This is a genomic window from Limibacillus sp. MBR-115 (assembly GCF_040549425.1).
Classification (GTDB): Bacteria; Pseudomonadota; Alphaproteobacteria; order Kiloniellales; family CECT-8803; genus Limibacillus; species Limibacillus halophilus.
In genome coordinates this window covers 628,511-653,916 of sequence record NZ_JBEPTJ010000002.1, presented here as the reverse complement: position 1 = coordinate 653,916, position 25,406 = coordinate 628,511, and the positions used below count along the sequence as shown (strand labels likewise).

Sequence of the window (25,406 nt, the reverse complement as noted above, 5' to 3'; positions counted from 1 at the left end):
GCAGTAAATGATGGACCGGCAGCACCTTATTGTTACTCGGCGTTGGTACGATGCGCCAAATGTGGTCTGTGTCGAATTGCGTGCAAGCGAAATGCGCGTCTTGCCCGCATTCGAGGCGGGTGCGCACATTACTCTTTATTTGCCGAACGGTCTGGCACGACAATACTCTCTGGCCAACGATCCGGCAGACCGCGAGCGCTATCTGCTTGGAATCCAGAATGAACCTGATAGTCGCGGTGGTTCAAGGTGGATCCACCAATATCTCAAAGAAGATACTATCATTGAAACATCTCAACCAAAAAATCACTTCCAACTCGGGGAGGGAGCTGAACGTTATTTATTCATTGCCGGCGGCATTGGCATAACCCCCTTGCTCGCTATGATATCGACCGTTAGGCGCCAGAACCGACCATTCCATCTTTATTACTGTACGCGTACGGCTGATAATGTGGCATTCCGCGACCGACTTTCCCAACCTGGCGTCGCAGAACGTGTAACCTTTGTCCATGACGGCGGCGATCCGTCAAAAGGCCTTAACCTCGAGACTCTTCTCACTGGACACGAGACCGGGACGCATCTCTATTGTTGTGGGCCGCCGGGACTGATGTCCGCTGTGAAGTCGGCTGGTAAGCTTTGGCCACCGGGTACACTTCATTTCGAATGGTTCACAGCATCTCACCCTATTGGGGAGAATGCCGCACGAGATAAAGGCTTCACTGTCATTATTGCCAGCACCGGACAAGAAATCGCTGTGTCGCCGGAAGAATCGCTGCTCGAAGTTCTGACTGAGCATGGCTTCGAGATAGAAAGTATCTGCGGCGAGGGCGTCTGTGGCTCCTGCCTCGTGGATGTATTAGAAGGGGAAATAGATCATCGTGATTTCGTACTGGAAGAGCGCGAGCGCGAGGCCAACAATTGCATGACGGCCTGCTGCTCCCGCGCCCAGTCGGGTCGTCTCGTCCTGGACCTTTAACGATGCGAACCGGCCCAAATGGCATTGTCAGAAGAACTTTGGTTGAGAGAACTGTGCCGCAGGCACCGTCAAACCTTTCCGATAACGTCGGTTCACCGAACTTAATTGATACCATTTGTCAATTGCGACCAGCAAAATTTAGGGACGAACCCCAGGTCACGTTTCGCCGCCTCAATATCTATAATCGACGCGCGTGGGGCATCGTCGAAGCATTTCAGATTCCGAACTTCAGGCAACTTTCCATGCACCCTTGCCAGCATATCCAATGTTGGTAGGGTTCCGTAACTATCGGCGGCACTAACATTGAAAACAGACCAACCACCACGCTCAAAATCAAGTGCATGTAATACAGCTTGGGCTACATCTTCGGGCGCCACATAGCAAAACAGGCGCGGCTCATTAAGGTCACGTGCAGCCGCGGCCATTCCCTCGATCTCGCTGGGAAACGCCACCATTGGCAAGCGCAAGCAAACAATATCAAGCTCTTGCCGTGAAAAAGCGGCTGCAACCTTCTCGCCCAACAGTTTACTGACGCCATATGGACGCGTGGCAAAAGATGGGTGCTGCTCGTCAATGGGCAGATAGATTGGTTCGGACGCCTGGCTGTCATATAATCCCAATACGGCAGTGCTCGAGATATGAATCAGCTTACCTACCCCCGCTTGCGCAGCAGCTGTACAAACGTTCCAAGTGCCAATTACGTTTGTTGTAAGGTATTCTTCATCGGAAGCGTTGGTCGACAGATCCTTAGCTGCCAAGTGGACAACAGCATCGCAATGATCAAATGAGCCGACAAGCGACGCAGGCTGGTTGATATCGGCGCGATAAAACATGAAGCCGGGATCAACTTTCGGGAGGGCCACATCTACTAGCCTTTGATCTACTTTTGAAGCTAGGCACTTGATGACGTAACGAGCGAGACGGCCGCAAGCGCCAGTTACCGCAACACGTTCTATAACCAATAGGATGGATCCTTGTGTCCGGTTAAAAGGTTGCTGGTGTATTGATCCATATAACTCGGGTCACAACCTTTCCAGGGTTGCGGTACCCGTGAGGACGGTCAGATGCAAAACAAAATGAATCTCCTTGTTCGAGAAGATAGGTTTCGTCATCTACTGTCAGTTCTAGCTGCCCTTCTAGAACAAACCCGACCTCTTCACCCTCATGGGTAATCTTCCCTTCGCTACCACCACTAGGCGCCACAATATGAATGGAGCCAGATAGGAGTTTGCTTTCTGGATAAGGGACAAGCCATTCAAGCTCTACATTGGTCCGCTTTCTATCAGAAGCGCTGCTGGCTGGTATTATCAGTCTCTCACCTTTACGGCTTACGATTCTGTCCGTGTCGCTTGTTTCAGTGAACAAGCGCCCAATTGAGGTCCCTAAGACTGCCGCAATCCTATGGAGCATTTGAAGGGATGGCTGTGCCTTGTCATTCTCTACTTTCGAGAGCAGACTTTCCGAGCACCCTACCTTCTTTGCAAGGTCAACAAGGCGCATATTCTGCACCAGACGCGCGTGTTTCAGCTTAATTCCGAGCCGAATAGATCCTTCCATTCCATCAGCAAAACCATCGACCGCACGAAGTATGTTAGAGGATTTTGTTTGTTTTTTTACGCGCTGATCCATTTTGGTTCCTCCCTCTCTGCGCTAGTCCACATTTAACCCTTAATCCATGCAGGTGCGCCAGCGCGACGAATGGGGCGTCCAGCCACCATTCGACCGCCGCCCATAGAAACCTCCGTTGGCTGTCTATGGCCGCGCGCAACAAACTCACCTTTTACAAACGCAAAGAAGGAGCGTTTTACTATCTCTGGGTCAATATCCTTGGTTATCACCACAACACGCGATGGCTGGACTAACCCAACCTTCGTTCCAAGGTGAACTGGTGGATAGACCATATGCTGAACACCGTGAATTGCAATTGGACCTTCTGCGCCTGCTACAGACAAAAGTCCCTTAACCCGTAGGATCCGGTCGCCATGTGCATGCAATAACATCGTCAGCCAAATACCGAAAGCCGTCCAATCAATCTGCTGATCAAACTCCCAAGCCAGTGATGCGAAATTATGGTGATGGTGAACTTCCGTGTTCGTTCCGGCCCACTTAGTCCAATCCAGTGCGGCTGAACCACTGTCTCGAGCATCGGTCGTCTGCGCAAACAGAGCGGCTAAAGAAACGGCATCTCCGTCGGAACGCACTACTGAGATTGCTGGATTTATAAGTCGAGTTTCTTTTTCGAGCGCAGCGCAAGCATCAGGCTCTACAATGTCCACCTTTGTAACAACCGCTCGGTTCGCATAAAAAACCTGCCGACGGCTTTCTTCAAATCGTTTGAGATTTTCCATCCCGTTGACTGCATCGACTACAGCAATGATGCCATGCAGCTGAAATTCCCCGACTATACGAGGATCCCCGCATAACGTGAAAATCATAGGAACCGGATCGGCGAGACCAGACGTTTCCACAACCAAACGCCGAAATGGCGGAATCTTCCCGGATTTTCTCAGTTCGCTAAGCTTTCGAATTGATGTAGCGAGATCTTCTCGCACTGCACAGCAGACACATCCACCTTTCAAAACAACGGTCGATTCCTCCACCGATTCGATCATTTCGTGATCGAGTCCCACCTCACCAAACTCGTTCACAATGACAGCGGTATCAGAAAATTCTGGCAGGCTTAGGAGATTCCGAAGAAGTGTGGTTTTGCCGCTTCCGAGAAACCCCGTGATAACATGTAAATGGAGCTTCTCAGACACTAGCATGCCCGTCACTGATCAAGGTAAGGTGCGACAGTAGTTCAGGATCCAACGGATCACATTTACTTCCGGCTAGGCGCTCTGCTTCTGCCCACACGCCTTCCAACTGATAGACGTTGCTTTCTTGACCATTGCCGTTGCCTACCAAATAGGATGACCCGCCAAGGTCTCTGAGAGAGAGACCGTAATAGTCCATAATTGGGGCCATCAATCGGAGGCGATGGGCCCGCTCGGTACGACGGCTCACCTTGTTACCGTTCAAAAGAAACACTTCCCGGCCCGCCATATCAGACCAGTGGTTGCTGCTACCAAGTACGGCACAAAGCGAGCACATCGGTTACACCTCAATCTGTCATTATTGCTGCAATAGCCTAATTCTGCCGAGCAACAGTCTTCTCCATCCGCCTCTTATACTCATTGGCCAGCAGGCATATAGTCGGCTGGAAACTCTTTAATCCGCCCTTGCCAATATGGTAAATTATCTACCCTCGGTTTATAAGTCCCGTCATCGATGTGGCACCTCACATGTGCCGCGACTTCTTCGCCTGTCGCAATCCACACCTGGCCACGCTCCTGCATCTGTTGGATCATTTTCTTAACCATCATCAAGCGTGACACCTGGCCGCTGCAGAATGGGTGAAAACAATTTACCCAAAAGCCGTTGTGTTCCCACATAGCGTCAAACTCGGCCATGTAGCATTCCATTGCCTGTTGCGGAGATTTAATCGGCATCATGAAATCGAGATCATGGACATGCACGAAATGAGGCCAGTCGTCGAGCTGCCAGTTACCGGGCAACTCTATTAGATCACCCTTGGCGCATCGTAAAAGATGCGGCACATCATCGCCCATGAGGGAACAATCGTAGGTAAAACCTAATTCTAAAAGTACCTCAAGCGAATGCTTCGAGAATTTATACCAAGGAGCGCGATACCCTACGGGCGCCTTTCCTGCAATCGTAGCGATAGCATCGTACGCTCGCTTGGTCCAATACTCTTCCTTATCCCGCGTCATCTCATTCGGATACTCGTGAAGGTATCCATGATGCGCAACTTCATGCCCACCCTCAACCATCATTCTTATAGCCTCGGGGTACTGTTCTGCACACCAACCAGGTACAAAAAATGTATGCTTGACGCCGAGTTCCTCGCACATCGCCACAATGCGTTCGACCGCAATCAGTGGGCCATACCGTAACATCGAATCGGTGCAAATTCGCGTGTCAGCATCGTTCGGGTGAGCCAAATGTAGAATGCTGTCCGTATCCATATCCCAGGTAAAGGTTACGGCACAGCGAGCATTATTTGGCCAAGGTACCGGATTCTTGATCATTTCTTACCTCCTGTCTTTTTGGTTCTTTCAACCTTGCAGTTTTTTCAGCTACTGATTATGGCCACACAATCGGCCTGAATGACCGCATCTGCATGGGGCAATCCATTCACGCGAACGATTGTGACCGCTGGTGCCTTGGAGCCAAAATAGTCCGTGATAACGCCAGAGATTGCCTTTAGGGAACGCATCAATGCTTCAGTATCACCGTCGCCAACAATGAAGAGGTTTAGTTTGGCAACATCGGGTAATGAAGATCCCGCTTGATCGAGATCCACCTTGAAGCCTCTAAGAATATCAGCAAGTTGCTTTTTTACTCTTTCGGTCTCAGACACTTCCGTAGAGCTAGGCGCTTTCGCCGACACCCTACCGGCTAAGTAAATTTGGTTACCGGCAATCATGCCAGAACATGCGCCGGCAACATCCGAACACGGTTTCAAACCAGTCGATAATGCACGCTTTGCGCCGCTAATTTCTGCAGCCGCGTCGATTTCCAGCAGAAGGCCTTCATAAAGCAAATCAACAGCAAAGGCCGTAAGCGCTATCTTGGTTAAGTCCAATCGTCTTTGCGCATTCTGCAGGATGTTAGCTAAGAGGGTGCGCCCATGTTCACCGGATTCGCCGGCGGCATAGCAGACCTTCAATGCAACGATGTCACTGGGAGAACCTCCACCTTCTTCTACGACGCGATCAATAAAATCCAGAACGTTGTCGGTCTGTTTCCCCACATCTCCTAAAGCAACAGCACGCCCTTTTTTATCCGCTGAAATCTGACCGCCGACGTAAACTGTGCCGCCTATCTGCCATCCTTGGGACAGCGGGACCGGAATACTCCAATCCCAACTATCCGCCGGCATGATCCTAAGTCGATTTGCAATGTTGTCCGGAAAGTGTGCAATCCCTTCAATTTGAATCATGCACCCAGAAACAGGTAACCCTGCCACGCGCACCGCCGTAGCAGCCGGTCCAGGATCAGGAAAGTACTCCAAACGTACGCGGGTCATTTCTTCCCAGTACGTCGTCGCTTGCTCCTCAGGACCATCGTAAACATAGTAAGTATTCAGTCGAACCAGATCGGAAAGCGCCAACCCGAAGGCTGCCAAAGTTGCCTTCATATTCTCAAATATTTGTCGCGTCTGAGGTCCAATTTTTCCCGGCGCTACCACCGTCCCCGCTTCGTCCAAGGGTAGCTGCCCAGAAACAAAGACCTTGTCCTCAGTTGCGAATGCCAAAGGACAGTCAAACTCGACGGGCCAGCGCCACGGCCCATCAGATTTTGACAAGCGAAAGACCTGTCCGCTAGTTGGTTTGTATGTGTTCATCAGAAAAACCTATCATAGTGAAGCTGTTCGACTGGGACCTGAAGGTCTAGAATCAATTTGCGACGCACCGCATCAATCATCGGCGGTGGCCCGGCCATGTAGTATTCGAAGGCAGAAGCATCCGTTCCTATCTCCGCGGCAACTACATCATGGATGAAACCCTTGGCCCCATTCCAATTTCTGCCATGTTCGCTTAAGGCGTCCGAAACCGCTGGAACAAACTTGCAACGATCAGCCGCTGCACCAAGGATGTCGGTGCTAAAGATATCGTTTGGGCTGCGCGCCCCGTAGTAGAAGATAACACTGCGATTTTGCATTGAAGGATTAGCGGCGACGCCTTTGAGTATTGAAACCATGGGAGCAAGGCCCGACCCACCGCCAATTAGAACGATATCCCGATCTATTTCAGGGCGCAGATAAGCGGTGCTGTATGGACCATCGATGACGACCTCTTGTCCATGCGAAAGTCGGTTGAATAAAACATCAGTGCCTTTCCCGTTCAGAACATGGCGAACCATGAAACGCCACTCTCGCTCCGGACCATCGATATTGCTCAATGAATAAGGTCTGTGGGAACTCAACCCTGGTAGAAACACCATGGCATACTGCCCTGGCTTGAAGGCTGGCGCGTCATCACCGCTGAAACGAAACTCTCGTATATCGTGCGTTACCGTGGTTGAACCAAGGAAACGGGCCTTGAATTTTTTGGGCGGTATAGCTGGGCGATAATAATAATCTGGCTTGAACCTCACCTTGCAGTTCGACTTTGGTATAACCTGACAACCTAGCCTTTTCCCCTTGTCCCGTTCTCTAGCACGCAAGCCTGGAGCTTCCAAGCTCAACTCTTCGACTTCACCTTCAATAAGCTCAACCTTGCAGCTACCGCATCCGCCGACACTACATTCGTATGCCAAGCCTACCCCAGCGCGCTGCGCAGCGCACAAAACCGTTTCGTCATCGCGGCAGAGAAACGTCAAACCTGACGATACTTCCTTGACTTCGAAGGTTTGGCTCGCCCTCTGGGCGAATTCCATCTTGATGTTTTGGTCAACAGCCATTCTGCGGTCCTCGATGCCATCTAACCGTCTCTACTAAGCTTCCACTCCCAAGCTTAGTCGGAACGCCTTAGCGTCGGCATTGGCTCGAATAGCCGCCTGTTCATTATCGGGCAAGTGCGAGCAGTAAGCCTCAACGGCCTGCTCGGCAAGCGGCACCCATTTCCTAACCCAATCGTTGATTACCTGGGCATTCCCCTCTTTTTCTTGACACATACGCAAAAGAGACTGAATCCATCGGCGGTGCCTGTCGCTGTCCCTCAACTGGTTGTCCAGGAGCAGCGCGAGCAGCGTGTCGCCATTGCGGCGAGCTGAAACGCCTAGCTGGCGCAGGAATCCCTCGTCGACTGCTGGCTTCGCAACTACATTGAGGGCGACAAGATGCTCGCCCCAATCATAGGCGCAGAGCAGTTTTTCCATAAGCTCGCGGTAGCCCTGCCAAGCGGGATAAGTTTCCCAAGTGTTGCGCTCACCTGTGCCGATCCCAGATTCTGGGCGATGAATTTGCAGTTCACGCGTCCGATAGGCCACACGCTGAAGCCATCGAAAACAATCGCCTTCTTGAAAAGCCGCGCAGTTTGAAACCGTACTCGCAGGCGCTACCTGAAGTAAGTACGCAGACGACATTAGAAGTGTGTTGATCAGATACCGCCCAGGCGTATACAGATGCTTGAGAGATGCCAACCAGTCATCGCTCATTTCTGCGTCATGGCCAATCTCGTCGTACTCGTCCAAAAGACCATCAACATAGTCTTCCTGTCCGTCTTGCATTCTGGTGTATACGCGGTAAATCATCTGGTCTGGGTCGCGGAATTCATCCCAGTCATCGTGCTTGAGCGGGCTTTCGAAGACCTTCTCCTTGTACCACTTGTTCATAAAGAGATCGGGTGCTGGCGATAACTCGTAAGCTTGGTCCGGCCGGCGGTTTCGATAGTGCATATTTGTTGACACGATCTCATACTCGCTTGGTCTACGTTTGTTCTTAGCCAATGCACTCCAAGTCTTCATTCCTTTTACTTCGATAACCACTTCAGCCTCCATATTAGTAACGCTTCGAGCGTTTGCTTTCACGCTCTCGCTCCGGATTTTTATGACCTTAATGTTTCGCGTAAAATCTGATTCCAGATTGGCTCGTTTGAATAAACCCAGAGAATCCCGGCATGTTAACCTCAATATCTCCGATCGAAATTGGACGACCAAGCATCCGAGAGACCGTATCCATGTTCAAGATGCACTCATCCATCACCCAAATTCGGACGTACGAGGCGTGTTCCTCTGTCAGAATTTGCCGACCTTCATTATCTTCCTGCACCGCCTCAAGAACGGCTTCAGCCATTTCGCCCGCTTTAATAACCGGGCCTACAAAGCGATCATCTCTTTCTTGCTTGTCCGACATATCCAATTTCCCCTTCACTCTACACTGGCTGCTTCAGCCGTAACGATGTCGACGAAAATTACGCCATTCTCTACCTTAACGGGTATACATAGCAGCTTGCAATCGGTCGGATTGATGCCCAATCCAGTCATCACGTCGAACTGCCACAAATGGGCTGAGCATGTCAGAATGCCATCCTCAAATTGACCTTCAATCAGAGGTTGATCCTGGTGCGGACAAGAAGCGGGAAAGGCCCTAACGTGGCCACCATCAGCGTGAACTAAAAGGACTTCTGTTCCTCCGACGTCGAATACCTCCATCTCGCCTTCCCATAAATCGTCAAGTTTGCAAACCTCATGGAACACAACAACTATTTCCTCTGATTAGTCAGGATTTAGGCCTATAGATCTCAACCACTTCCATTGGGGTTAGACCTAAGGCCTTAACCGTTGCATTAGCGTCAAGTGCATCGTTGCCGTCCTGTATTTTCGCCAACAACAACTGCCGATCCGTTACCTTCGGCACGACAACACCGCTCAACAGTTCAACAGCACGGTCGACCACCTCGTCGATGGTGTTATCTTCATCAACCATCAGAAGTTTCAGGCCGTAGTCGCCTTCAAAGTTACAAACCAACGGGAAATTCGCCATTGTTCCTGTGCCCTTTCTTTTTTAGTACGAACCAAACGCTCAGCGGCTACCAATTGGAATGCAGGCGCCGAATGATTGGCGCCGTTTGCCCTATTCCGCCGCACGCTGTCGATAAGCCTGCGCCCATTCATAATCTTCGCCGCAGCAGCCACGCTCTTCGGGCGCCATGTCCATGTACTCATACAAGCCATCTGGCCCAGGCGGCACGGTGCCATCCACTATCCTATCAATGATGCTTTTGTGACCCTTGTAGCGGTCTGGTTCCAATTCAAAGATCCAGCGCTCAACAGGAGAGCAGAAATGATACCGACGGCCCTCGTAATCGAGATAGTGGCTCTTCACATCCCAACCCTTTCCCGCTACGCCGGTAAGTTCCAAACCACACATGTTGCAAAGCATCGGGGCGGTCTCTGGGATAGTTTTCTCTGCGTTTCCGCTCAAGATGTTGTCGATGATAACGTCCCAGACCTTTCCATAGGTGTCATTCCATCCGGGATACTTTTTCTCAAGCCACTCGCGCTCATTTGGAGAGACACCAGCGACTGGGCGCCACCATTCTGTCGGGCGGTACAGATACACACCGAGTTGTTGGGCATGGTGAAAGGTTTCCACGTCCTTCACGAAGTGATCCCAATACCAAGGCGTATCAATCCCCAATGCTTTGAGATTCCGGAGGAACTGGTCCTCTACCCACTCGCGCATAAACTCTTTGAACGAGTACTCGCGATGCTCTAGCGGCGTGTAGTAATCGATTGAAACACCACTGAGCGCGGAGAATTGCTTCCAGCACCGCCAAAAGGATACGTCAATCAACTGCTGCGCTTCCGCTTTTTTTCCATTTTCCAGCATCGTCACAATAAGCGGTGTGCCAATCTGCGAGTGACGAGCCTCATCAGATTGTATGCTCTGCAGCATAGTGGCGAAGCTATGATCACCGTATCGTGCTGCATCCGCTGAAAGAGCGATGAATTGAAGATTGGTGAACGCTTGTTCGAAAGCGAAGTTCGTCATGATAGCCGAGCTCACGGCATCACGAGTATGCTCAAGGTCATCAAACGTATGGCGTTCGCTTACGATGATCCAATTGTCTGTGCGGGGCGCTTTATGCGCCCAGTCAAATACGCGATCATGCTTCAAAAATTCGTAAGCGAAGTAAACTTGGATTTGTGCGTGTCGAATTTCGTCTAGCGTTCCGAAACTAGCCATATTGCGCATACCAGGCGCACGTCCGAACCTGGTCATGCGTGCGAACGCCGATGACGAAGCAAATTCAACAAACGGCACGGCGCCAAAATGAAGCCCCATAAGTGCTTTCCAGTTAGGCGCTGCATTCTCAAAAAATTTACTTCGAGAAAGCGCCGCTTTCACGGTGTAGGCACCAACGTCCTTTTCACGTTGTGTTTGTACGTACTGACGATATGAGACCTTGTATGGTTCATCAAATTTCTCCCACTCGCTTATGTCTATTCCAAAGGGGTCGCTTAATTCCGGTGGGAACAAATCCTTCTCGTCTACATAAGTCGGCGCCCAATTCGTTTGCCGAGCAAAATCGTACCATTCGTCCATTGCCAACAACGCCATTTCCCAAACCTCCTTGTATTATCGGCACTTATCGCATCGGCTCCCCGGCAGTCAGAAAGAGCACCTGATAATTGCCGAAGGCCTTCAAACAACAACCCGCATCAATTCACAGCCGGCGCTAACGCTCGGTCCCTTTCGAGCATCAAGTAAAGCGCACCACCCACGAAGAATGCGATAATATAGTCCACACTGACACCGCCGAACACGCCCGATAGCGGCCCGGAGAACACCCCGGTAGAGGTAAATAATAGACCAGAGATTGTCCCGGCCACCCATGCAAGCACGGCTGGTGGATTGAAACCATTTGAATACCAGTACCGCCCCTTAGCGCCGTCAACAGTGTAGGCAAAAAGATCTTCCGGTGAGTACTGCCCCCGTCGGATCAGCCAGTAACCAACTATATTGATTGCCAACCATGGTGAAACGGCAGCTTCTATCAGCGTCAGGAAGCTGATGATTATATCCACCATGTTGATGAGATAGATGCCGGCAAACACCATCGTCAAACTTACCAAGCTCAAGACGATGGTTGCGCCAACACGACCTATCGGAACACCCAACCCTTGTAGGCCGAGCGCAGCATTATAAATGCAAAGGCTACCTTGTGGCTGGCTCCCAAAAAATCCAACCAAGATCATCAACGCGACAACCCAAGTCGGCGATACGGACATCAACCCAGCCACAAAGGGGGTGTCAAGTGAATCCAGAAGCGTCATGACATAGGCTGCAAATACAAAGGCCAACCAAAGCCCGACAAACATACCGGTGCCAGCCGCCAGAACAGCTTTTCGCGGCTCTACATCCGCCGGTACGTAGCGACTGTAGTCATTGAGGAACGTCGCGTATGAGATTGGAAGCGCGGCGCAAACGGCAGCCGAAAGGAACCAAGTCGGCCAGAAAGCGCCTAACTCGTAGGCGCCGCCTGGATGGGGGTCGAACTGCGGTGACAGTGCTATGGCTGTGATTATTAATGCCGCACCAATCGTGTAGCTTACAAGGGTCTCAGTCGCAACAATCGTCGCGTGGCCAAAAATTGCGACCAAGATGATTGCCGCTGAAATTACTGCGGCCCCAAGCGCTAAAGCGTCTTCATCCTGCGCCCATCCGAAGAGCTTTCCGAAGCCAGCCGCTAACGCCTCTCCTCCTGTCCAAACAGTCAAGGAGACGAAAAATAGAGCCACGATAATCGTGATAACGCTTCCGATCAGGCGTCCGCGCACACCAAAATGGGCACCACTCGCGACGGCCCCGTTCGTCCCTGTCTTCGGACCGAACATTGCCAGTGGTCCAAAAAACGCAGATCCCACCGCCAATCCGAACGTGATAGCACCAACAGCTTGCCAAAAGCCTAAGCCGAATATGATTGGCAATGTCCCTACGACAATAATGCCAAAACACATCTGGGCACCGACAAAAACGAAAAACAGTTCTTTGACTTTTGAATGGCGCTCGTTCTCGGGCACGTAATCGACGCCGCGTAACTCCACCTTACCGACGGAGCCTAGCCTTCCACTCTCGCTTAGATCTCCCGTGGTCATTTTTCTGCCTCCCATTTTGGATTCAAATCCAGTGTGATAGGTAAACGAAGCAGTCCCCTAATCCCCACAGCCAACTCCAGAAAATAGATGCTCCCACAGCAATTTTTGCATGTCAAGTAACTTGAATTATTTTCTATTGTTTTACCTTAAGTTCAACTTGATGCTTTCTGACTCAGCGCTCGTGGCTAATTCAGTTCGGCCCTCAGCCCAGTTTCGCATGAGGTCTTGGTAAATTTTTGTCGCTGTTTGAATTTTAGTTATGTAACAGTACTCATCTGTCCGATGCGCTTGGCTCGGCTCACCTGGCCCCAGAATAATAATGGGTGCGCCTGGATAAGCATTTTTGAGTACTGACGCATCAGTGAAATAGCTGGCGCCTTTGGGTTCCAATTCATGCTCGTGATATTTGCGAACTGTTGCAAAAACTTCACGCACCCATTCGTTGTCTGGGTTGGTCAGAACTCCTTGAAGGTCGACCGTGGATTCCACAACAGCGACATCGTCACCAAGGTATTGGGCTAGAGAGTCTTTTATTGACGAATGCTCCATCCCAGGAATAGTACGTACGTCCACTCCTACACTCGCTGAATCTGGTACTGTGTTCGTGGTCACTCCGCCTGTAAAAGTGCCCACACTCACGGAAGCACTCCCGAGGATATGATGCGGCGCCACATTAAACCCAAAATTCTCCAACTTGGTGACGATATGGGCTCCGCGATAAACCGCATTGACACCATTCTCAGGCGTAGATCCGTGAGCCGTGATACCCTCTGTTTGAATATCCAGCCACAACGCCCCCTTATGCCCAAGCAGCGGGTAGTTGGCTGTCATTTCTCCTACAACTACAGCGCCCACGTCCCCCAACACACCATCCAGGCTGGCGAGGTGCTGTGCGCCCTGGCAGCCTGTTTCCTCGCTCGCAGTAAGTACGAGGACGACGCCAGGACCACCTCGCAATTCATTTGCCAGATTGATCGCAGCGCAAACAAAGGCTGCGACACCTGATTTCATATCACTAGAGCCACGCCCGTAAAGTTTGTCCCCAATGATCTCAGCCTCAAAAGGATCGACCGACCACGCACGGCTTCCGATTGGCACGGTATCGAGATGGCCTGTGAAGCAAATTGGGAGCCCTCTGCCACCTGAACATGTTGCAATGAGGCTCGTGCGCCCCTCAGCGAACTCATACCGTCGGGTGACGAACCCCGCATCGGTTAGAATTTTTTCTAGTAAAGCAACACACCGACGCTCGTTGCCCGGTGGATTCACCGTTTCAATTTGGACAAGCTTGCGTGTGAGATCTACGGGACATATCAACATAAAAATCCATTCTCGTACCAGCGTTAACTCTTTCGACGTTTCGAAGGCCACTCCAGCCCAAGAAACTAATCCAACAATTCTAGGCTCATCATCTGATACATTGTCAAGTTTCTTGAATACTGTTATATTTTATTGATTTTCGTACATATTTTGGTTCTATCAGGTCAAGATGCGTTAAGGCGGACGAGGTGGTTCTCTAGCGTGGTCAGGGCGCTGTCAGAGCAAATCACCTTGAGCAAGGTCGGGCGATTTCGTAGCGTCCGGCCATGACCAAACGAAACCCCTTCCGCTATTTTAAGACGTCGCCTGAGATCATCCGCCTAGCGGTCATGATGTATATTCGCTTCCCACTTTCATTACGGAATGTGGAGGATCTTCTTCACGAGCGCGGCATCGATATCAGCCACGAGACAGTGCGTTTCTGGTGGCAGCGCTTCGGTCCAATGCTCGCTAACGAAATCCGCAAGCGACGGATCCAGCGCCTGCGGTCAAGCCGCTGGCGTTGGCATCTGGATGAGGTCTTCGTGAAGATCAACGGCGAGACACACTACCTGTGGCGCGCCGTGGATCACGAGGGTGAGGTTCTCGAAAGCTTCGTGACGAAGAGGCGGGATAAGAAAGCTGCGTTGAAATTCCTAAGAAAAGCAATGCGTAAGCATGGCCAGCCTAAGATCATTGTGACCGACCGGCTGAGATCCTATGGGGCCGCGATGAAAGAGATAGGTAACTTCAATCGCCAGCTAACCGGCCGCTGGCTGAACAACCGAGCAGAGAACTCACATCTGCCCTTCCGACGAAGGGAGCGCGCGATGCTTCGCTTCAGGCAGATGCGAAGTTTGCAGCAATTCGCCGCCGTTCATGCCTCCGTCTACAACCTCTTCAACTCAGAACGCGCCCTTTCTTCTCGAACCATCTTCAAGTTGAACCGTGCCTCTACACTTGCAGAATGGCACGGTCTTCTCGCTGCCTGACGCTCGCCATTGCTAAGGCAAACTGAGACTAGTTCGAATTAGTCTGACAGCTCCGCCACTCACCCCCGTCTCTCTCGTAGGTTTCGGAAAGGCTCTGAATTACCGCGTGTTTTCCGCGGGTTACCTTGGGGCTGGCCTCACAGGGCTCCGTCAGAGCAAATCGCCTTGAGCAAGGTCGGGCGATCTCGTAGCGTCCGGCCATGACCAAACGCAGCCCTTTTCGCTACTTCAAGACCAGCCCCGAGATCATCCGCCTAGCGGTCATGATGTATATTCGGTTTCCACTCTCACTGCGGAATGTAGAGGACCTCCTTCACGAGCGCGGGATCGATATCAGCCACGAGACAGTACGTTTCTGGTGGCAGCGCTTCGGTCCAATGTTCGCCGCCGAGATCCGCAAACGACGGATCCAAAGCATGCGATCAAGCCTCTGGCAATGGCACCTGGACGAGGTCTTCGTGAAGATCAACGGTAAGCAGCATTATTTGTGGCGAGCCGTCGACCACGAGGGCGAGGCTCTGGAAAGCTTCGTGACAAAGAGACGAGATAAGAAAGCTGCGTTGAAATTCCTAAGGAAAGCAATGCGCAAGCATGGCCAGCCTAAGATCATTGTGACCGACCGGCTGAGATCCTACGGGGCCGCCATGAAAGAGGTCGGTAACATCAATCGCCAGGTATGTGGCCGCTGGCTGAACAACCGAGCAGAGAACTCACATCTGCCCTTCCGACGACGAGAGCGCGCGATGCTTCGCTTCAGGCAGATGCGAAGTTTGCAACAATTCACCGCCATCCATGCCTCCGTCTACAACCACTTCAACACAGAACGCAGCCTTTCCTCTCGAACCATCTTCAAGCTGAACCGCGCCGCCGCTCTCTCCGAGTGGCGCGGCCTTCTCGCTGCCTGAAGCTCGTCACTGGTGAGGTGTACTGAGACTAGTTCGAATTAGTCTGACAGCTCCCATTGAGGTGGAAGCGGGCGAAAACCCATCGAGGCTCGCGGCGAAAAATAGTCGAGCCGCATCAGGAAGCCGGATATACGTCAGCAGTTGTGGCCCTTGATCCTGATCCAGCCATCCCGTTGCAATCGGGCGGGGTCCATATACGTCCACACATGACACCACCTAGAGCGATGAGAGTCTGCCTTCCTGACGCCTAATCAATGTGTCAATCTCATTTATATCGACGGACGCAAGCTCCATCGCTGGCTTTCTTGCGATCGGTGAAGCTATGGCGCCGCGACGAGCGAGGACGTGCTTGCGGACCAGCAGTCCGAGTCCGGGTTGCTGTTCGTAACGAACAAGCGGCAGATAGGCGTCGAACAGGTCACGTGCATCTCCGGGCCTACCCTCTTCGAACAAACGGCAAACCTCTACAAGCATTTCGGGGAAAGCAAAGCCCGTCATTGCGCCGTCTGCGCCGCGCTCCAGTTCCTCGGGCAGGAAAATGCCGCCATTGCCGACCAGGATTGAAATGCGCCTCGCCCCTCCGCTTACTTCGGCGTCCCTCAATTGCTTGAGCTTGCCCAAGCCGGGCCAGTCTTCGTGCTTGAGCATCACGCAATTAGAGATCTCGCTGACGATCTGCAGAATGACTGGGGTCGACATTACAACGCCGGTACTAAGCGGAAAATCTTGCAAAACGAGAGGTATGTCAGAACCAATCGTCGATGCAACCTGTCGAAAATACTCAAGCACCTGCTCGTTGCTTTTTAGGCCGGGCGACGGGGCGACCATCACGCCGGAAGCCCCCTGCTCCATGACCGGCAGGGATAAATCCCGCATCTGTGCAAAGCCTTGTGCAGAGACACCCACAACCACTGGAACAACGCCATTCACCCGACGAATCACCCGTTCCGAGAAAGCAAGTGCTTCCTCGGGCGCAAGTTTGGACGCTTCACCCATCATGCCCAGTACAGTAATCCCAGTTACGCCACGTTCCAGGTAGAAATCGACGAGTCGGTCAGTGCTGGCTAGGTCAAGCGACAAATCATCCTTGAACGGTGTAACTGCGATGATGAAGACGCCCTTTGTATTCTCGTCAAGCAAACCCATGACCTTCCTTTCGATCTCCGCCACAGCGCTAACATTCGGAAACCTCGCGCATTAGGTGGTTCCCTGGCCTAACCACTCTGGCATTGTTTAGCAAATTTGCCGTTCCGCACAATTTACACATACCTTGTGTATACACGATGTGCCCGATTCTGCAAGCCCATCTATTATGAGTTGAGTTGAGAAATATTGCCTTTAGGTCAATTATATCGGCCTTGACACCGGCTCATGCACAATTGAAAAGCTGGGGAGGTCGCAAAATGACCATTATTATTCTGTTGCTCTGCTAGTCGTTAAGTCGTGTGTAGTGTACACTCATCGTATAATGAAACTTGGCAAGTCAGGATTGATGAGCTGCCGCAGAACCGGCGGAGACTAATCACCTTTTCGGAGTCCTAGAAAAATGTCGACACGTGGAGAGATAACCTACCGGCAAGTAAGAGACATGATCTTGGACGGTCGGCTTCGCAAGGGCGATGCCGTCCAGGAACTGGGTCTATCGAAAAAACTGAAGGTTTCCAGAACACCGGTCCGTGAAGCCATCAGCCGCCTCGTTGCTGAAGGGCTGCTGAACCGCGATCCTGGCCAGGTGCCGCGTGTCCGGGAAACTTCGATTGATGACTTCATAGAAATTTTGCACATCCGAAGGCTGTTGGAGGTCGAGGCAGCAGGCCTCGCGGCATCCCGGCCCGATCACGAGACAATTTCGAGGCTTCGCGAATCGTTGAACAAGCTAACCAACACACCTAATCCAAGTGAGGCCGACCACACCGCTCTTGATGACGACATCCATACCAGCATCGCCAATATGACCGGCAGCAGGCTTCTAGTAACCATGATCCGAGATTTGCGGATGAAGACTCGCTTTTTCGGTATGGAGCGCATCCCTGAACGATTCAAACCTGGTTGCGCGGAGCATCTCGCTCTCCTCGACGCAATAGATCGCGGTGACGTGCCGGGTAGCCATGAAGCGATGCGCAAACACCTGGACGGTGTTCGTGCGAGCATAATGCAGAATTTACAGCGGCTTTTCTAATCGGCAGTTTCACCCCTTTGCCCAAAGTAAGATACGATTTTTCTCTCGGATACTAAAGAATACTTATTGCATTTTCATTGCATACAAATAGTCGCCGGGTTAGCCTGACGCTTTATTGTTCCAGGTTCGAAGGACCGGCCTCACCCATGGCCTGCTGCTTCATCGTCCAACCGATCCATGATGCCGGAGTGATAGCCCTGCGCGCCGCCGGTCTGGAAGTACGTGAACCAACGTCCCAATCAACGCGGGAAATTGCTGCAAGCCTAGCAGACGCAGATGCTGTCATCACTCGGAATGCTGGGCTTTCTGCCTTACAAATGCGCTCGGCAAAGCGTCTCGCCGTGATAGGCGTGCACGGTTCCGGCACCGATCCGGTCGACATCGACACGGCGACGCGACTGGGCATTCCTGTATTTGCGACACCTGGCGAGAATGCCCAGTCGGTTGCCGAGCAGGCTCTGGCCCTGATGTTGGCCGTGGCAAAGAACACCATTCTTGCCGATCACGCGGTCAGGAATGGCGACTTCAACTTCAAATACGAAGAGCCCTTAATCGAACTTTTTGGAAAAACCCTCGGTGTTGTTGGCTGGGGCCGCATTGGCAAGCTGTTCTCATCCATTGCCAAAGCCAGTCTCGGCATGGACGTCGTCATCTATTCACCATCGACGGCGGCAAGCGAAGTGCAGCAAAAAGGCATGAGGATGGCGGAAAGCCTGCAAGCGCTCCTGGAGGAGAGCGACGTCGTCTCGCTGCATGTGCCCTTCAAGCCGGACACCGAACGGCTGATCGGCCATAGTGAGTTCGAATTCATGAAACACGGAGCCGTCTTGATAAATACCGGCCGAGGTCAGACCGTCGACGAAGAGGCTATGATTCTGGCCCTACAGTCGGGCAGGCTCCGCGGGGCGGGCCTAGATGTGTTCGACAGCGAGACAATGATCGCTGGACACCCTTTGCTGACGCTCAAAAATGTTACCCTCAGTCCGCACATCGGTGGCTCCAGTTCAGAAGCCCTTAAACGAACCGCGCTTGCCGTAGCTCAGGGCGTGCTGAAAACCCTCCGCGGGGAACGTCCGGCACATCTGGTGAATCCTGAAGTCTGGCCGCGGCGCAGGACCTTCGGGCAATCACGCGGATCCAAAGATGCTTGATATCGACCTCGAACGCGCTGCCAAATTTTTCGAAAGCCTCGCCTCGGCCACGGCCGCACACCCGGGCGTCACACGCGATAGCTACGGCACAGGTGAGCAGAAGGCGCACGACCTGTTGGCTGCAGAGGCACAAACTCTGGGCCTCGAGGTTACCAATGATAATGCTGGCAATCTCTACATGACGTTACCCGGTCGGGATCGAGACCTCCCCCGTGTAGTGCTCGGATCGCATCTTGATTCCGTCCCACACGGCGGCAACTTCGACGGCGCAGCTGGTGTCATTGCCGGAATCATTGTTCTGGAGGCTTTTCGCCGGTGGGGCGTGGCACCACGACGAGACATCTGCGTCATGGCCATACGCGCCGAAGAGAGCACGTGGTTTCCACTGTCCTACATTGGCAGTCGAGCAGCACTGGGGAACCTAGCACCCGAGGAATTGAAATCCTTGCGCACCGATAACGCCCGCAGCCTTGCCTGGCACATGGCCAAAGCTGGTTACGATCCAGACTCAGTCGCTAGAGGAGAGGCCTTTTTACATCCTGGCCAGGTCGCTTGCTTTCTTGAACTGCACATCGAACAAGGACCTCAACTTCTCGCCCGAGACTTGCCACTCGGTCTTGTAACCGGCATCCGCGGCAGTTTGCGTTATCGCAACGCTTGTTGCATCGGAGAGTATGCCCATTCCGGCGCCGTCCCACGTAATTCGCGTAAGGATGCTGTCTTTGGCGCTGCCTCTTTGGTCATGGGACTGGACAGCCTCTGGCAGGAACTGGAATCCGACGGTCATGATCTGACGATCACGCTGGGACAACTCCAGACCGATTCCAAAGAACACGCCTTCAGCAAAATTCCTGGACTTGTGAGGTTCTGTGTCGATTTCCGGAGCCTGAGCGAGGAGACGCTCAACCTCTTGGATCAGCGACTGCATGCATTGTGCGACTCTATCAGTCAATCGAGGTCTGTCCGGTTTGAGTTGGGACCCAGAAGCGGAAGCACGCCGGCGCTTATGGACGAGGAAATCCTAAATAAGCTCGGTTCGTCAGCACAGAAGCTCGGCATTCCAGTTTACAATATGGCCAGTGGCGCTGGGCACGATGCTTCGGTTTTTGCTAACGCCGGCGTCCCAAGCGGCATGGTCTTTGTCCGCAACGCCCACGGCAGTCACAACCCAGATGAGGGGATGGACATCGAAGACTTCGGACTTGGTTGTAGGTTACTGGCCGCTTTGCTCAGTCAAGACAACTTTCCAGACTGAGCGCAAAACTCCTGTAATGAAGTGATCGCAATGCCACGATCTGCCAATGCGTTCCTTAGCGCTCGAGCAAGGTTGATAGACTCTGGCGAATCTCCATGCAGTCCAATGGAATCAATCTTGGTAGGTAGCTGCTTACCCGATCGGGTGATGATCGCCCCAGCTGCCAGCATATCCAGCGTCTGTTGAGTCGCCTGTGCAGCGTCCTCAATGACCGATCCCGGTTGTGATCGAGGACTTAGGGTTCCATCGTCTTCGTATGTCCTGTCAGCATAAATCTCCCGCGCCAAGGGGAGTCCGGCTTCGTCGCCCGCCCGCTCCGTTTGCGTGTAGGGTAACACCACGAAGACGAGCTTGGGATCCACCGTATGGATTGCTCTGGCGACTGCGCGGGCATGTTCAGCACTGACGGCCGCGAGGTTACCTAGGCTTCCGTGCGTCTTTACGTGTCCCAGTGGGTGACCCAATCCTCGGGCGACGGCGTAAAGCGCGCCGATCTGGTAGACCAGCATTTTCTCCACACTGTCTGGTGATTCCGCAGGCAACGGCCTACGCCCAAAGCCCCAGATGTCAAGGAAGCTGGGGTGCGCGCCTACCCCAACAGCCTTCACCCGCGCTTGGGAAATTACGTCGTGCATGATGATCGGATCACCTGCATGAAATCCGCACGCTATGTTCGCCGAGGTAACTAGCTCCAGCATCTCGGAGTCATTGCCCATTCGCCAGGGGCCAAACCCCTCGCCCATGTCACAATTCAGGTCAATCCGCCGCATTCTATTCAGCTCCCAGTCGACTGCTTGCCTAGTTAATATGTCATGTTATATGTATACTCTTGGAGCACAATAAATAACCTGAATGCATTCAATGAGATATGTCCGCATTCTGCCTGCAGGCGGCAATGCTATCATGGTTGAACTGGGCGACAGCATTGACCGTCTGACTAATCTTGCGGTCCACGATCTGGCGGAACGATTGTTGTCTTCCGGGATGGTTGGTGTCGAGGAGGTCATACCTAGCTACCGATCCCTCCTGGTCCTCTACGATCCCACAACGACTGATTTCGACCGCCTTTCGGCTGCGATTCCCCATCTCTGTTTGGATCAAAATGAGCCAAGGTACCGGGTGCGTCGCTGGCAAATCCCTGTTGTCTACGGCGGTTTCTTTGGTCCTGATCTAACTCAGGTTGCGAAGAGCAAGAACTTATCCGACGCCGAATTGATAGAATTGCATGCTGCGCGGGAATATCATGTTTACATGCTGGGCTTCGCGCCGGGATTTGCCTACCTTGGAGAACTCCCAGAACAGCTACAGGTATCGCGTAAGGCATCAAACCCAGTTGTTATTCCAGCGGGCAGTATTTCCATCGGTGGCGCCCAGACTGCCATTTCGACTCTTGCCATGCCAAGCGCATGGAGTGTGATCGGCTGCACTCCTGTCCGCGCCTTCGATCCCGATCGCGCGGAGCCATTTTTGTTTTCGCCAGGCGACCGTGTGAGAATAACCGCGATAGACAGCACCGCATATGACGGCTTTGACAGTGATCAGTGGCTGGCCAAGGAGCGTGCGCGCCAGCAGGAAGAGCCATGACTGATAAACCTGCCCTCGTTGTGATCAATCCCGGGTTTATGGCCACGCTCCAAGATGCAGGCCGCAAGGGTTACCAACGCTTTGGTGTATCTCAGTCGGGTGCCCTCGATCTCCTAAATTTGCGCATCGCTAACCTGCTCGTGGGCAATGACCCGGATGACGCCGGTATCGAATACACCGCTTCAGGCGGCCAGTACGAGTGTCATGTTGACGCGTGCCGAATTGCACTTACAGGCGCCGAGGTAAAGCCAAGGATCAATGATCAATCCTGTAAGCCCTATCGTTCTTTCTTGCTGCGACGTGGCGATAGATTGGAGATCGGCGCCATGAAACGTGGGTTCCGGGGTTATCTTGCAATCGCTGGTGGATTTGATGTGACACCCGTGCTTGGCAGTCGTTCTACGCACCTTCGCTCGGGTCTTGGCGGATGGCAAGGGCGCGCACTTATAGCAGGCGACCGACTGCCCTTGCGTGAACCAACGCCGTCTAGCAAGGAGTCATACAACCTACCGGAACCTGATTGGCCATCCATTTCGCAAGAGACAATTCGGGTCGTCTTTGGTCCGCAGGACGACCGCTTCGAGGAAGAAACGCAACGTCTTTTCACCAGCGCCGAGTTTCACATTCATCCTAACAGCGACCGAATGGCATGTATTTTAGACGGCCCGCCAATCCCAATACGGGGGCCACACGACATCCTGTCAGACGGAATTGCCAATGGCAGCATCCAGGTCTCCGGAAACGGCCGCCTCACCGTATTGATGGCTGACCGTCAGACGACAGGAGGTTTTCCTAAGATTGCTACTGTCATAGGCCCCGATCTGCGACTTCTCGCTCAACGACGTCCTGGAGAGAAGATTCGCTTTCGCAGCATATCCGTGCAAGACGCCGAACATGCTGTTCGGCTAGCTGAACGAACTTTCCGGCAACTTGCGGCCGCAAGGCTGACCACATTGGCCAACGAGTTTGATTCAAGCTCTGAAGCCCTACTTTCGAAAAACCTGATCAGTGGCGTCATCAACGCAAGGCACTGAGCACCGGTACTGCGATGGTAGAGTAACGATCAATCAGACAAATTGGCAGGGCGCAACTCTATCAGACTCGGCCCCTGCGCTTTGAGTGCGTGGCTAGTGGCCGCCGCAAGCTCTGCCTGGCCGGTAGGGCATGAGTAGTCGATTCCATAGGCCGCTGCCAACGTCTCGTAACCTGGATTGCGGGCAAAAACAGCGACAGGCTCTATCTGTTTTCGGCGCATATCCTTCTCGATTGCGTGTAGTTTCTCGTTGTTCCAGAGATAGAGCACCAAGGGCAGGCATTTATCACGGGCAGTTGCCAACTCCGGCATGGTGAACTGCAGCCCGTAGTCGCCGATAAAACATGCCACCGGACGTTCCGGCCTCGCCAGGCGCGCACCGATCCCTGCGGGCAGGGCATAGCCTAACGTTCCAAAACCCACCGGATGCAGCCAAGTGCGCGGTGTGTAGGCCTCGAAGACTTCATTTCCCAAGTACGCAATCTCGGTCATATCCGATGCAATAATGGTGTTGCGCGGCAGATTAAGGCGGATTGTGTTAAGTAGCGCATTCATACCGGGGCGCTCCTCATGGGCTTCTCTGCGCGCGCTATCGCGCACGTCTCTCGCCTCATTGGGAGCAAAGGAAGGCTCTTTACGTGGCAGCAATGCGTTGATGCGAGCAAGTGTGGCCCCCGCGTCACCCACCAGCGAAACATCTGCGGCATAGTTTGTCATAAGTGCCTGTGCATCTAGGTCAATTCGCAAGCTGCGTCCACAACTGGGAAGGCCAGCATTTCCGAAGTCTGTGACCGACACCTCGCATCCAACTATGATCTGCAGGTCGGCGCTTTCAAGAAACCGACGGGTCGCCCGACGCGGTAGCGTGCACCCTAAAGAACGGGTATCGTCCTCTGGAACGACGCCCTTGCCGGCAATTGTGGTGGCGATCACTGCCCCGGAAAGATCGAGAAATGCGCGCAGCTCGTCGGCAGCATCCAAAGCACCGCCGCCTGCAATCACTACGGGGCGCTTTGCCGATGCAATAATCTCTACAGCGCTCTGTAGTGCCGCCTGCGCCGGTTCTGGGCGTGCAGGCAGGGGAGGTCGTGCGGTCTGGGCCGGGTTTGACTCGCCCTCGGCCCCGCTGGCTAAAAGCCGGTCGAGCGGTATCTGCAGGTGGATCGGCCTCGGCCGCTGCACACAGCATTGAGTAAAGGCGCGCGCTACCAGCTCTTTGACCTCACCCGGATCGGTGAGTGTGTAACTGGAGGTTCCAAGACTACGTATCGCTCCGCTCTGATCCAGCATGTCGTGCGATAACCCGCGCCCCTTTCCGCAATCACTCTGGGCCAGCACCGTAGAAACAATGATCAGTGGTACGGAATCGGAATAGGCCTGCCCAAGAGCTGTCATGGCATTGGTAAGACCAGGCCCCGTAATGACGAAACAGACGCCGGGCATACCGGAAGCACGCGCGTAACCGTCGGCCATAAACCCTGCACCCTGCTCATGTCGTGGCAACACAATCTCGATACCGGCTTCTTGAAAATGCCGGAAAAGCTCGGTGTTGTGGACACCGGGAATGCCGAAGACATTGGTCACGCCACGTGCGGCTAGTTCGTCGATGAGTGCCTGTGCCAGGGATGTAGTCATGTTGATGTCCTCACGCCTCCCGCTATGTCGATGGTTCTATAACCGGTATTCCTGTCCGCTCCGCTCTAGTCGCCGCAAGACGGCTTGCCATAGGAGTTCGCCATACCGTCCCGATTGTCTGACTTCGGCCATGCGCTGCGCGATCCTATCCTGCACGGCCTGGTCGATCAGGTGTGCACCACCGGGCATCCCATAGGCCGCTGCCTGCAACTCGCAAGCCCGCTCCAGGAAATACATTCGAATGAAGGCAGACGGTATGCTCTCTCCCACAACAAGGAGCCCGTGGTTGCGCAGGATAAGGCAGTTGGCTTGCCTGCAATCCTCCGCCAAGCGTTCCTTTTCTTCTTGGCTAGCCGGTACTCCGTAATCATGGCAGGCGATTTCATCGAAAATCTCGAGGGCATCCTGGGAAATAGGCTGTAGGCCCTCTCGGCTGGCGGCTACGACAGCGCCGGCGCGGCTGTGAGTATGAATGATGCATCCAATATCCGGCCGTGCCTGGTACAGGCTGCTATGTATCGCAATGCCTGCTTGATTTAGCGTTTCGTCCTCTGGCTCAACGGCTTGATCCCCGTAAAAGGCGACAAGGTTGGAAGCCGTAACCTCTTCGAACAAGTGGCCATAGGGGTTTATAAGGAAACGATCTCGCTCACCTGGCAATCGTGCCGAGAAGTGCGTGTAAATCATGTCTTCTATGCCAAGCAGATGAAAAATGCGAAAGAGCGCTGCTAGGTTGCAACGCACTTCCCACTCTTGATCCATTCCTTCCTTACCCTGCATATCCAGAAGC

Annotated in this window: 25 protein-coding genes; 8 read left to right on the top strand and 17 right to left on the bottom strand. The window is 53.0% G+C overall.

What is annotated here, in order from left to right; translation table 11 throughout:
* The first annotated feature begins 7 nt into the window (after nt 1–7).
* Complete coding sequence (locus ABIE63_RS06650) at nt 8–973, top strand: PDR/VanB family oxidoreductase (RefSeq protein ID WP_354503681.1); 966 nt, start codon at nt 8–10, stop codon at nt 971–973.
* A 101-nt stretch (nt 974–1,074) separates the two neighbouring features.
* On the opposite strand, the gene ABIE63_RS06645 is transcribed toward ABIE63_RS06650, so the two are convergent.
* From ABIE63_RS06645 to ABIE63_RS06585, 13 genes are all read right to left on the bottom strand, one after another.
* Entirely contained in the window at nt 1,075–1,935 is an 861-nt protein-coding gene (locus tag ABIE63_RS06645; protein WP_354503680.1) for an NAD(P)-dependent oxidoreductase, read from the bottom strand.
* A 22-nt stretch (nt 1,936–1,957) separates the two neighbouring features.
* Nucleotides 1,958–2,602: a cupin domain-containing protein gene (locus ABIE63_RS06640; protein WP_354503679.1), complete on the bottom strand. Its 645-nt coding sequence runs from the start codon at nt 2,600–2,602 to the stop codon at nt 1,958–1,960.
* Nucleotides 2,603–2,634: 32 nt separating this feature from the next.
* Nucleotides 2,635–3,732, bottom strand: coding sequence for a GTP-binding protein (locus ABIE63_RS06635; protein ID WP_354503678.1), 1,098 nt, complete (start codon nt 3,730–3,732; stop codon nt 2,635–2,637).
* A gap of 414 nt (nt 3,733–4,146) precedes the next feature.
* On the bottom strand, nt 4,147–5,064 hold the full coding sequence (locus ABIE63_RS06630) for a polysaccharide deacetylase (RefSeq protein ID WP_354503677.1): 918 nt from the start codon (nt 5,062–5,064) through the stop codon (nt 4,147–4,149).
* Nucleotides 5,065–5,108: 44 nt separating this feature from the next.
* Nucleotides 5,109–6,383 (bottom strand): RidA family protein, encoded by a 1,275-nt coding sequence (locus tag ABIE63_RS06625; RefSeq protein ID WP_354503676.1) that lies wholly within the window; start codon nt 6,381–6,383, stop codon nt 5,109–5,111.
* Nucleotides 6,383–7,441: a 2Fe-2S iron-sulfur cluster-binding protein gene (locus ABIE63_RS06620; protein ID WP_354503675.1), complete on the bottom strand. Its 1,059-nt coding sequence runs from the start codon at nt 7,439–7,441 to the stop codon at nt 6,383–6,385. The genes ABIE63_RS06625 and ABIE63_RS06620 overlap by 1 nt, the downstream gene beginning before the upstream one ends.
* Nucleotides 7,442–7,474: 33 nt before the next feature.
* Nucleotides 7,475–8,467, bottom strand: coding sequence for a toluene monooxygenase (locus ABIE63_RS06615; protein ID WP_354503673.1), 993 nt, complete (start codon nt 8,465–8,467; stop codon nt 7,475–7,477).
* 67 nt (nt 8,468–8,534) lie between these two features.
* The gene (locus ABIE63_RS06610; RefSeq protein ID WP_354503672.1) at nt 8,535–8,834 is read right to left on the bottom strand and encodes an MmoB/DmpM family protein; all 300 of its coding nucleotides are present in this window, start codon (nt 8,832–8,834) and stop codon (nt 8,535–8,537) included.
* Between the two features lie 14 nt (nt 8,835–8,848).
* Nucleotides 8,849–9,178, bottom strand: a complete 330-nt coding sequence (locus tag ABIE63_RS06605) for a Rieske 2Fe-2S domain-containing protein (RefSeq protein WP_354503671.1) — start codon at nt 9,176–9,178, stop codon at nt 8,849–8,851.
* A gap of 22 nt (nt 9,179–9,200) precedes the next feature.
* On the bottom strand, nt 9,201–9,464 hold the full coding sequence (locus ABIE63_RS06600) for a toluene-4-monooxygenase system B family protein (RefSeq protein WP_354503670.1): 264 nt from the start codon (nt 9,462–9,464) through the stop codon (nt 9,201–9,203).
* A gap of 90 nt (nt 9,465–9,554) precedes the next feature.
* Nucleotides 9,555–11,045, bottom strand: a complete 1,491-nt coding sequence (locus ABIE63_RS06595; protein ID WP_354503669.1) for a YHS domain-containing protein — start codon at nt 11,043–11,045, stop codon at nt 9,555–9,557.
* A 101-nt stretch (nt 11,046–11,146) separates the two neighbouring features.
* Nucleotides 11,147–12,583: a cytosine permease gene (locus tag ABIE63_RS06590; RefSeq protein ID WP_354503667.1), complete on the bottom strand. Its 1,437-nt coding sequence runs from the start codon at nt 12,581–12,583 to the stop codon at nt 11,147–11,149.
* Nucleotides 12,584–12,724: 141 nt separating this feature from the next.
* Nucleotides 12,725–13,954, bottom strand: a complete 1,230-nt coding sequence (locus tag ABIE63_RS06585; protein ID WP_354503665.1) for a M20 family metallopeptidase — start codon at nt 13,952–13,954, stop codon at nt 12,725–12,727.
* 215 nt (nt 13,955–14,169) lie between these two features.
* On the opposite strand from ABIE63_RS06585, the gene ABIE63_RS06580 reads away from it, so the two are divergent.
* The gene (locus ABIE63_RS06580) at nt 14,170–14,874 is read left to right on the top strand and encodes an IS6 family transposase (RefSeq protein ID WP_354503664.1); all 705 of its coding nucleotides are present in this window, start codon (nt 14,170–14,172) and stop codon (nt 14,872–14,874) included.
* A gap of 200 nt (nt 14,875–15,074) precedes the next feature.
* On the top strand, nt 15,075–15,779 hold the full coding sequence (locus ABIE63_RS06575; protein ID WP_354503663.1) for an IS6 family transposase: 705 nt from the start codon (nt 15,075–15,077) through the stop codon (nt 15,777–15,779).
* Nucleotides 15,780–15,995: 216 nt separating this feature from the next.
* Here ABIE63_RS06575 and ABIE63_RS06570 read toward each other — a convergent pair whose 3' ends face one another.
* Nucleotides 15,996–16,925, bottom strand: a complete 930-nt coding sequence (locus tag ABIE63_RS06570) for a dihydrodipicolinate synthase family protein (RefSeq protein ID WP_354503661.1) — start codon at nt 16,923–16,925, stop codon at nt 15,996–15,998.
* A gap of 400 nt (nt 16,926–17,325) precedes the next feature.
* Between ABIE63_RS06570 and ABIE63_RS06565 the strand changes: the two genes are divergently transcribed.
* The 3 genes from ABIE63_RS06565 (at nt 17,326) to ABIE63_RS06555 (ending at nt 20,364) form a co-directional block, all read left to right on the top strand.
* Nucleotides 17,326–17,958: a GntR family transcriptional regulator gene (locus tag ABIE63_RS06565; protein WP_354503660.1), complete on the top strand. Its 633-nt coding sequence runs from the start codon at nt 17,326–17,328 to the stop codon at nt 17,956–17,958.
* 146 nt (nt 17,959–18,104) lie between these two features.
* A complete protein-coding gene (locus ABIE63_RS06560; RefSeq protein WP_354503659.1) occupies nt 18,105–19,109 on the top strand; it encodes a hydroxyacid dehydrogenase in 1,005 nt (334 codons plus the stop codon).
* Nucleotides 19,102–20,364 carry a Zn-dependent hydrolase gene (locus ABIE63_RS06555; protein WP_354503658.1) on the top strand — a complete coding sequence of 421 codons (1,263 nt, stop codon included), beginning with the start codon at nt 19,102–19,104 and terminating at the stop codon, nt 20,362–20,364. The genes ABIE63_RS06560 and ABIE63_RS06555 overlap by 8 nt, the downstream gene beginning before the upstream one ends.
* On the opposite strand, the gene ABIE63_RS06550 is transcribed toward ABIE63_RS06555, so the two are convergent.
* Nucleotides 20,343–21,134 carry a 5-oxoprolinase subunit PxpA gene (locus ABIE63_RS06550; RefSeq protein ID WP_354503657.1) on the bottom strand — a complete coding sequence of 264 codons (792 nt, stop codon included), beginning with the start codon at nt 21,132–21,134 and terminating at the stop codon, nt 20,343–20,345. The two genes, ABIE63_RS06555 and ABIE63_RS06550, sit on opposite strands and share 22 nt — an antisense overlap.
* Before the next feature lie 82 nt (nt 21,135–21,216).
* On the opposite strand from ABIE63_RS06550, the gene pxpB reads away from it, so the two are divergent.
* Both pxpB and ABIE63_RS06540 read left to right on the top strand, forming a co-directional pair.
* Nucleotides 21,217–21,948, top strand: a complete 732-nt coding sequence (pxpB, locus tag ABIE63_RS06545; RefSeq protein WP_354503656.1) for a 5-oxoprolinase subunit PxpB — start codon at nt 21,217–21,219, stop codon at nt 21,946–21,948.
* Nucleotides 21,945–22,982 carry a biotin-dependent carboxyltransferase family protein gene (locus ABIE63_RS06540; protein WP_354503655.1) on the top strand — a complete coding sequence of 346 codons (1,038 nt, stop codon included), beginning with the start codon at nt 21,945–21,947 and terminating at the stop codon, nt 22,980–22,982. The genes pxpB and ABIE63_RS06540 overlap by 4 nt, the downstream gene beginning before the upstream one ends.
* 29 nt (nt 22,983–23,011) lie before the next feature.
* On the opposite strand, the gene ABIE63_RS06535 is transcribed toward ABIE63_RS06540, so the two are convergent.
* Entirely contained in the window at nt 23,012–24,616 is a 1,605-nt protein-coding gene (locus ABIE63_RS06535; RefSeq protein WP_354503654.1) for a 5-guanidino-2-oxopentanoate decarboxylase, read from the bottom strand.
* A 36-nt stretch (nt 24,617–24,652) separates the two neighbouring features.
* Nucleotides 24,653–25,396, bottom strand: coding sequence for a class II aldolase/adducin family protein (locus tag ABIE63_RS06530; protein WP_354503653.1), 744 nt, complete (start codon nt 25,394–25,396; stop codon nt 24,653–24,655).
* Between the last annotated feature and the right edge of the window lie 10 nt (nt 25,397–25,406).

Bases quoted from the DNA above. Each gene is read 5' to 3' on its own strand.
- ABIE63_RS06570 (WP_354503661.1), bottom strand. From the start codon at position 16,925: ATGGGTTTGCTTGACGAGAATACAAAGGGCGTCTTCATCATCGCAGTT.
- ABIE63_RS06565 (WP_354503660.1), top strand. From the start codon at position 17,326: ATGTCGACACGTGGAGAGATAACCTACCGGCAAGTAAGAGACATGATC.
- pxpB (WP_354503656.1), top strand. From the start codon at position 21,217: ATGCATTCAATGAGATATGTCCGCATTCTGCCTGCAGGCGGCAATGCT.
- ABIE63_RS06595 (WP_354503669.1), bottom strand. From the start codon at position 11,045: ATGGCGTTGTTGGCAATGGACGAATGGTACGATTTTGCTCGGCAAACG.
- ABIE63_RS06650 (WP_354503681.1), top strand. From the start codon at position 8: ATGATGGACCGGCAGCACCTTATTGTTACTCGGCGTTGGTACGATGCG.
- ABIE63_RS06630 (WP_354503677.1), bottom strand. From the start codon at position 5,064: ATGATCAAGAATCCGGTACCTTGGCCAAATAATGCTCGCTGTGCCGTA.
- ABIE63_RS06590 (WP_354503667.1), bottom strand. From the start codon at position 12,583: ATGACCACGGGAGATCTAAGCGAGAGTGGAAGGCTAGGCTCCGTCGGT.
- ABIE63_RS06620 (WP_354503675.1), bottom strand. From the start codon at position 7,441: ATGGCTGTTGACCAAAACATCAAGATGGAATTCGCCCAGAGGGCGAGC.
- ABIE63_RS06535 (WP_354503654.1), bottom strand. From the start codon at position 24,616: ATGACTACATCCCTGGCACAGGCACTCATCGACGAACTAGCCGCACGT.
- ABIE63_RS06530 (WP_354503653.1), bottom strand. From the start codon at position 25,396: ATGCAGGGTAAGGAAGGAATGGATCAAGAGTGGGAAGTGCGTTGCAAC.
- ABIE63_RS06540 (WP_354503655.1), top strand. From the start codon at position 21,945: ATGACTGATAAACCTGCCCTCGTTGTGATCAATCCCGGGTTTATGGCC.
- ABIE63_RS06555 (WP_354503658.1), top strand. From the start codon at position 19,102: ATGCTTGATATCGACCTCGAACGCGCTGCCAAATTTTTCGAAAGCCTC.
- ABIE63_RS06575 (WP_354503663.1), top strand. From the start codon at position 15,075: ATGACCAAACGCAGCCCTTTTCGCTACTTCAAGACCAGCCCCGAGATC.
- ABIE63_RS06580 (WP_354503664.1), top strand. From the start codon at position 14,170: ATGACCAAACGAAACCCCTTCCGCTATTTTAAGACGTCGCCTGAGATC.
- ABIE63_RS06610 (WP_354503672.1), bottom strand. From the start codon at position 8,834: ATGTCGGACAAGCAAGAAAGAGATGATCGCTTTGTAGGCCCGGTTATT.
- ABIE63_RS06550 (WP_354503657.1), bottom strand. From the start codon at position 21,134: ATGCGGCGGATTGACCTGAATTGTGACATGGGCGAGGGGTTTGGCCCC.
- ABIE63_RS06625 (WP_354503676.1), bottom strand. From the start codon at position 6,383: ATGAACACATACAAACCAACTAGCGGACAGGTCTTTCGCTTGTCAAAA.
- ABIE63_RS06560 (WP_354503659.1), top strand. From the start codon at position 18,105: ATGGCCTGCTGCTTCATCGTCCAACCGATCCATGATGCCGGAGTGATA.
- ABIE63_RS06600 (WP_354503670.1), bottom strand. From the start codon at position 9,464: ATGGCGAATTTCCCGTTGGTTTGTAACTTTGAAGGCGACTACGGCCTG.
- ABIE63_RS06640 (WP_354503679.1), bottom strand. From the start codon at position 2,602: ATGGATCAGCGCGTAAAAAAACAAACAAAATCCTCTAACATACTTCGT.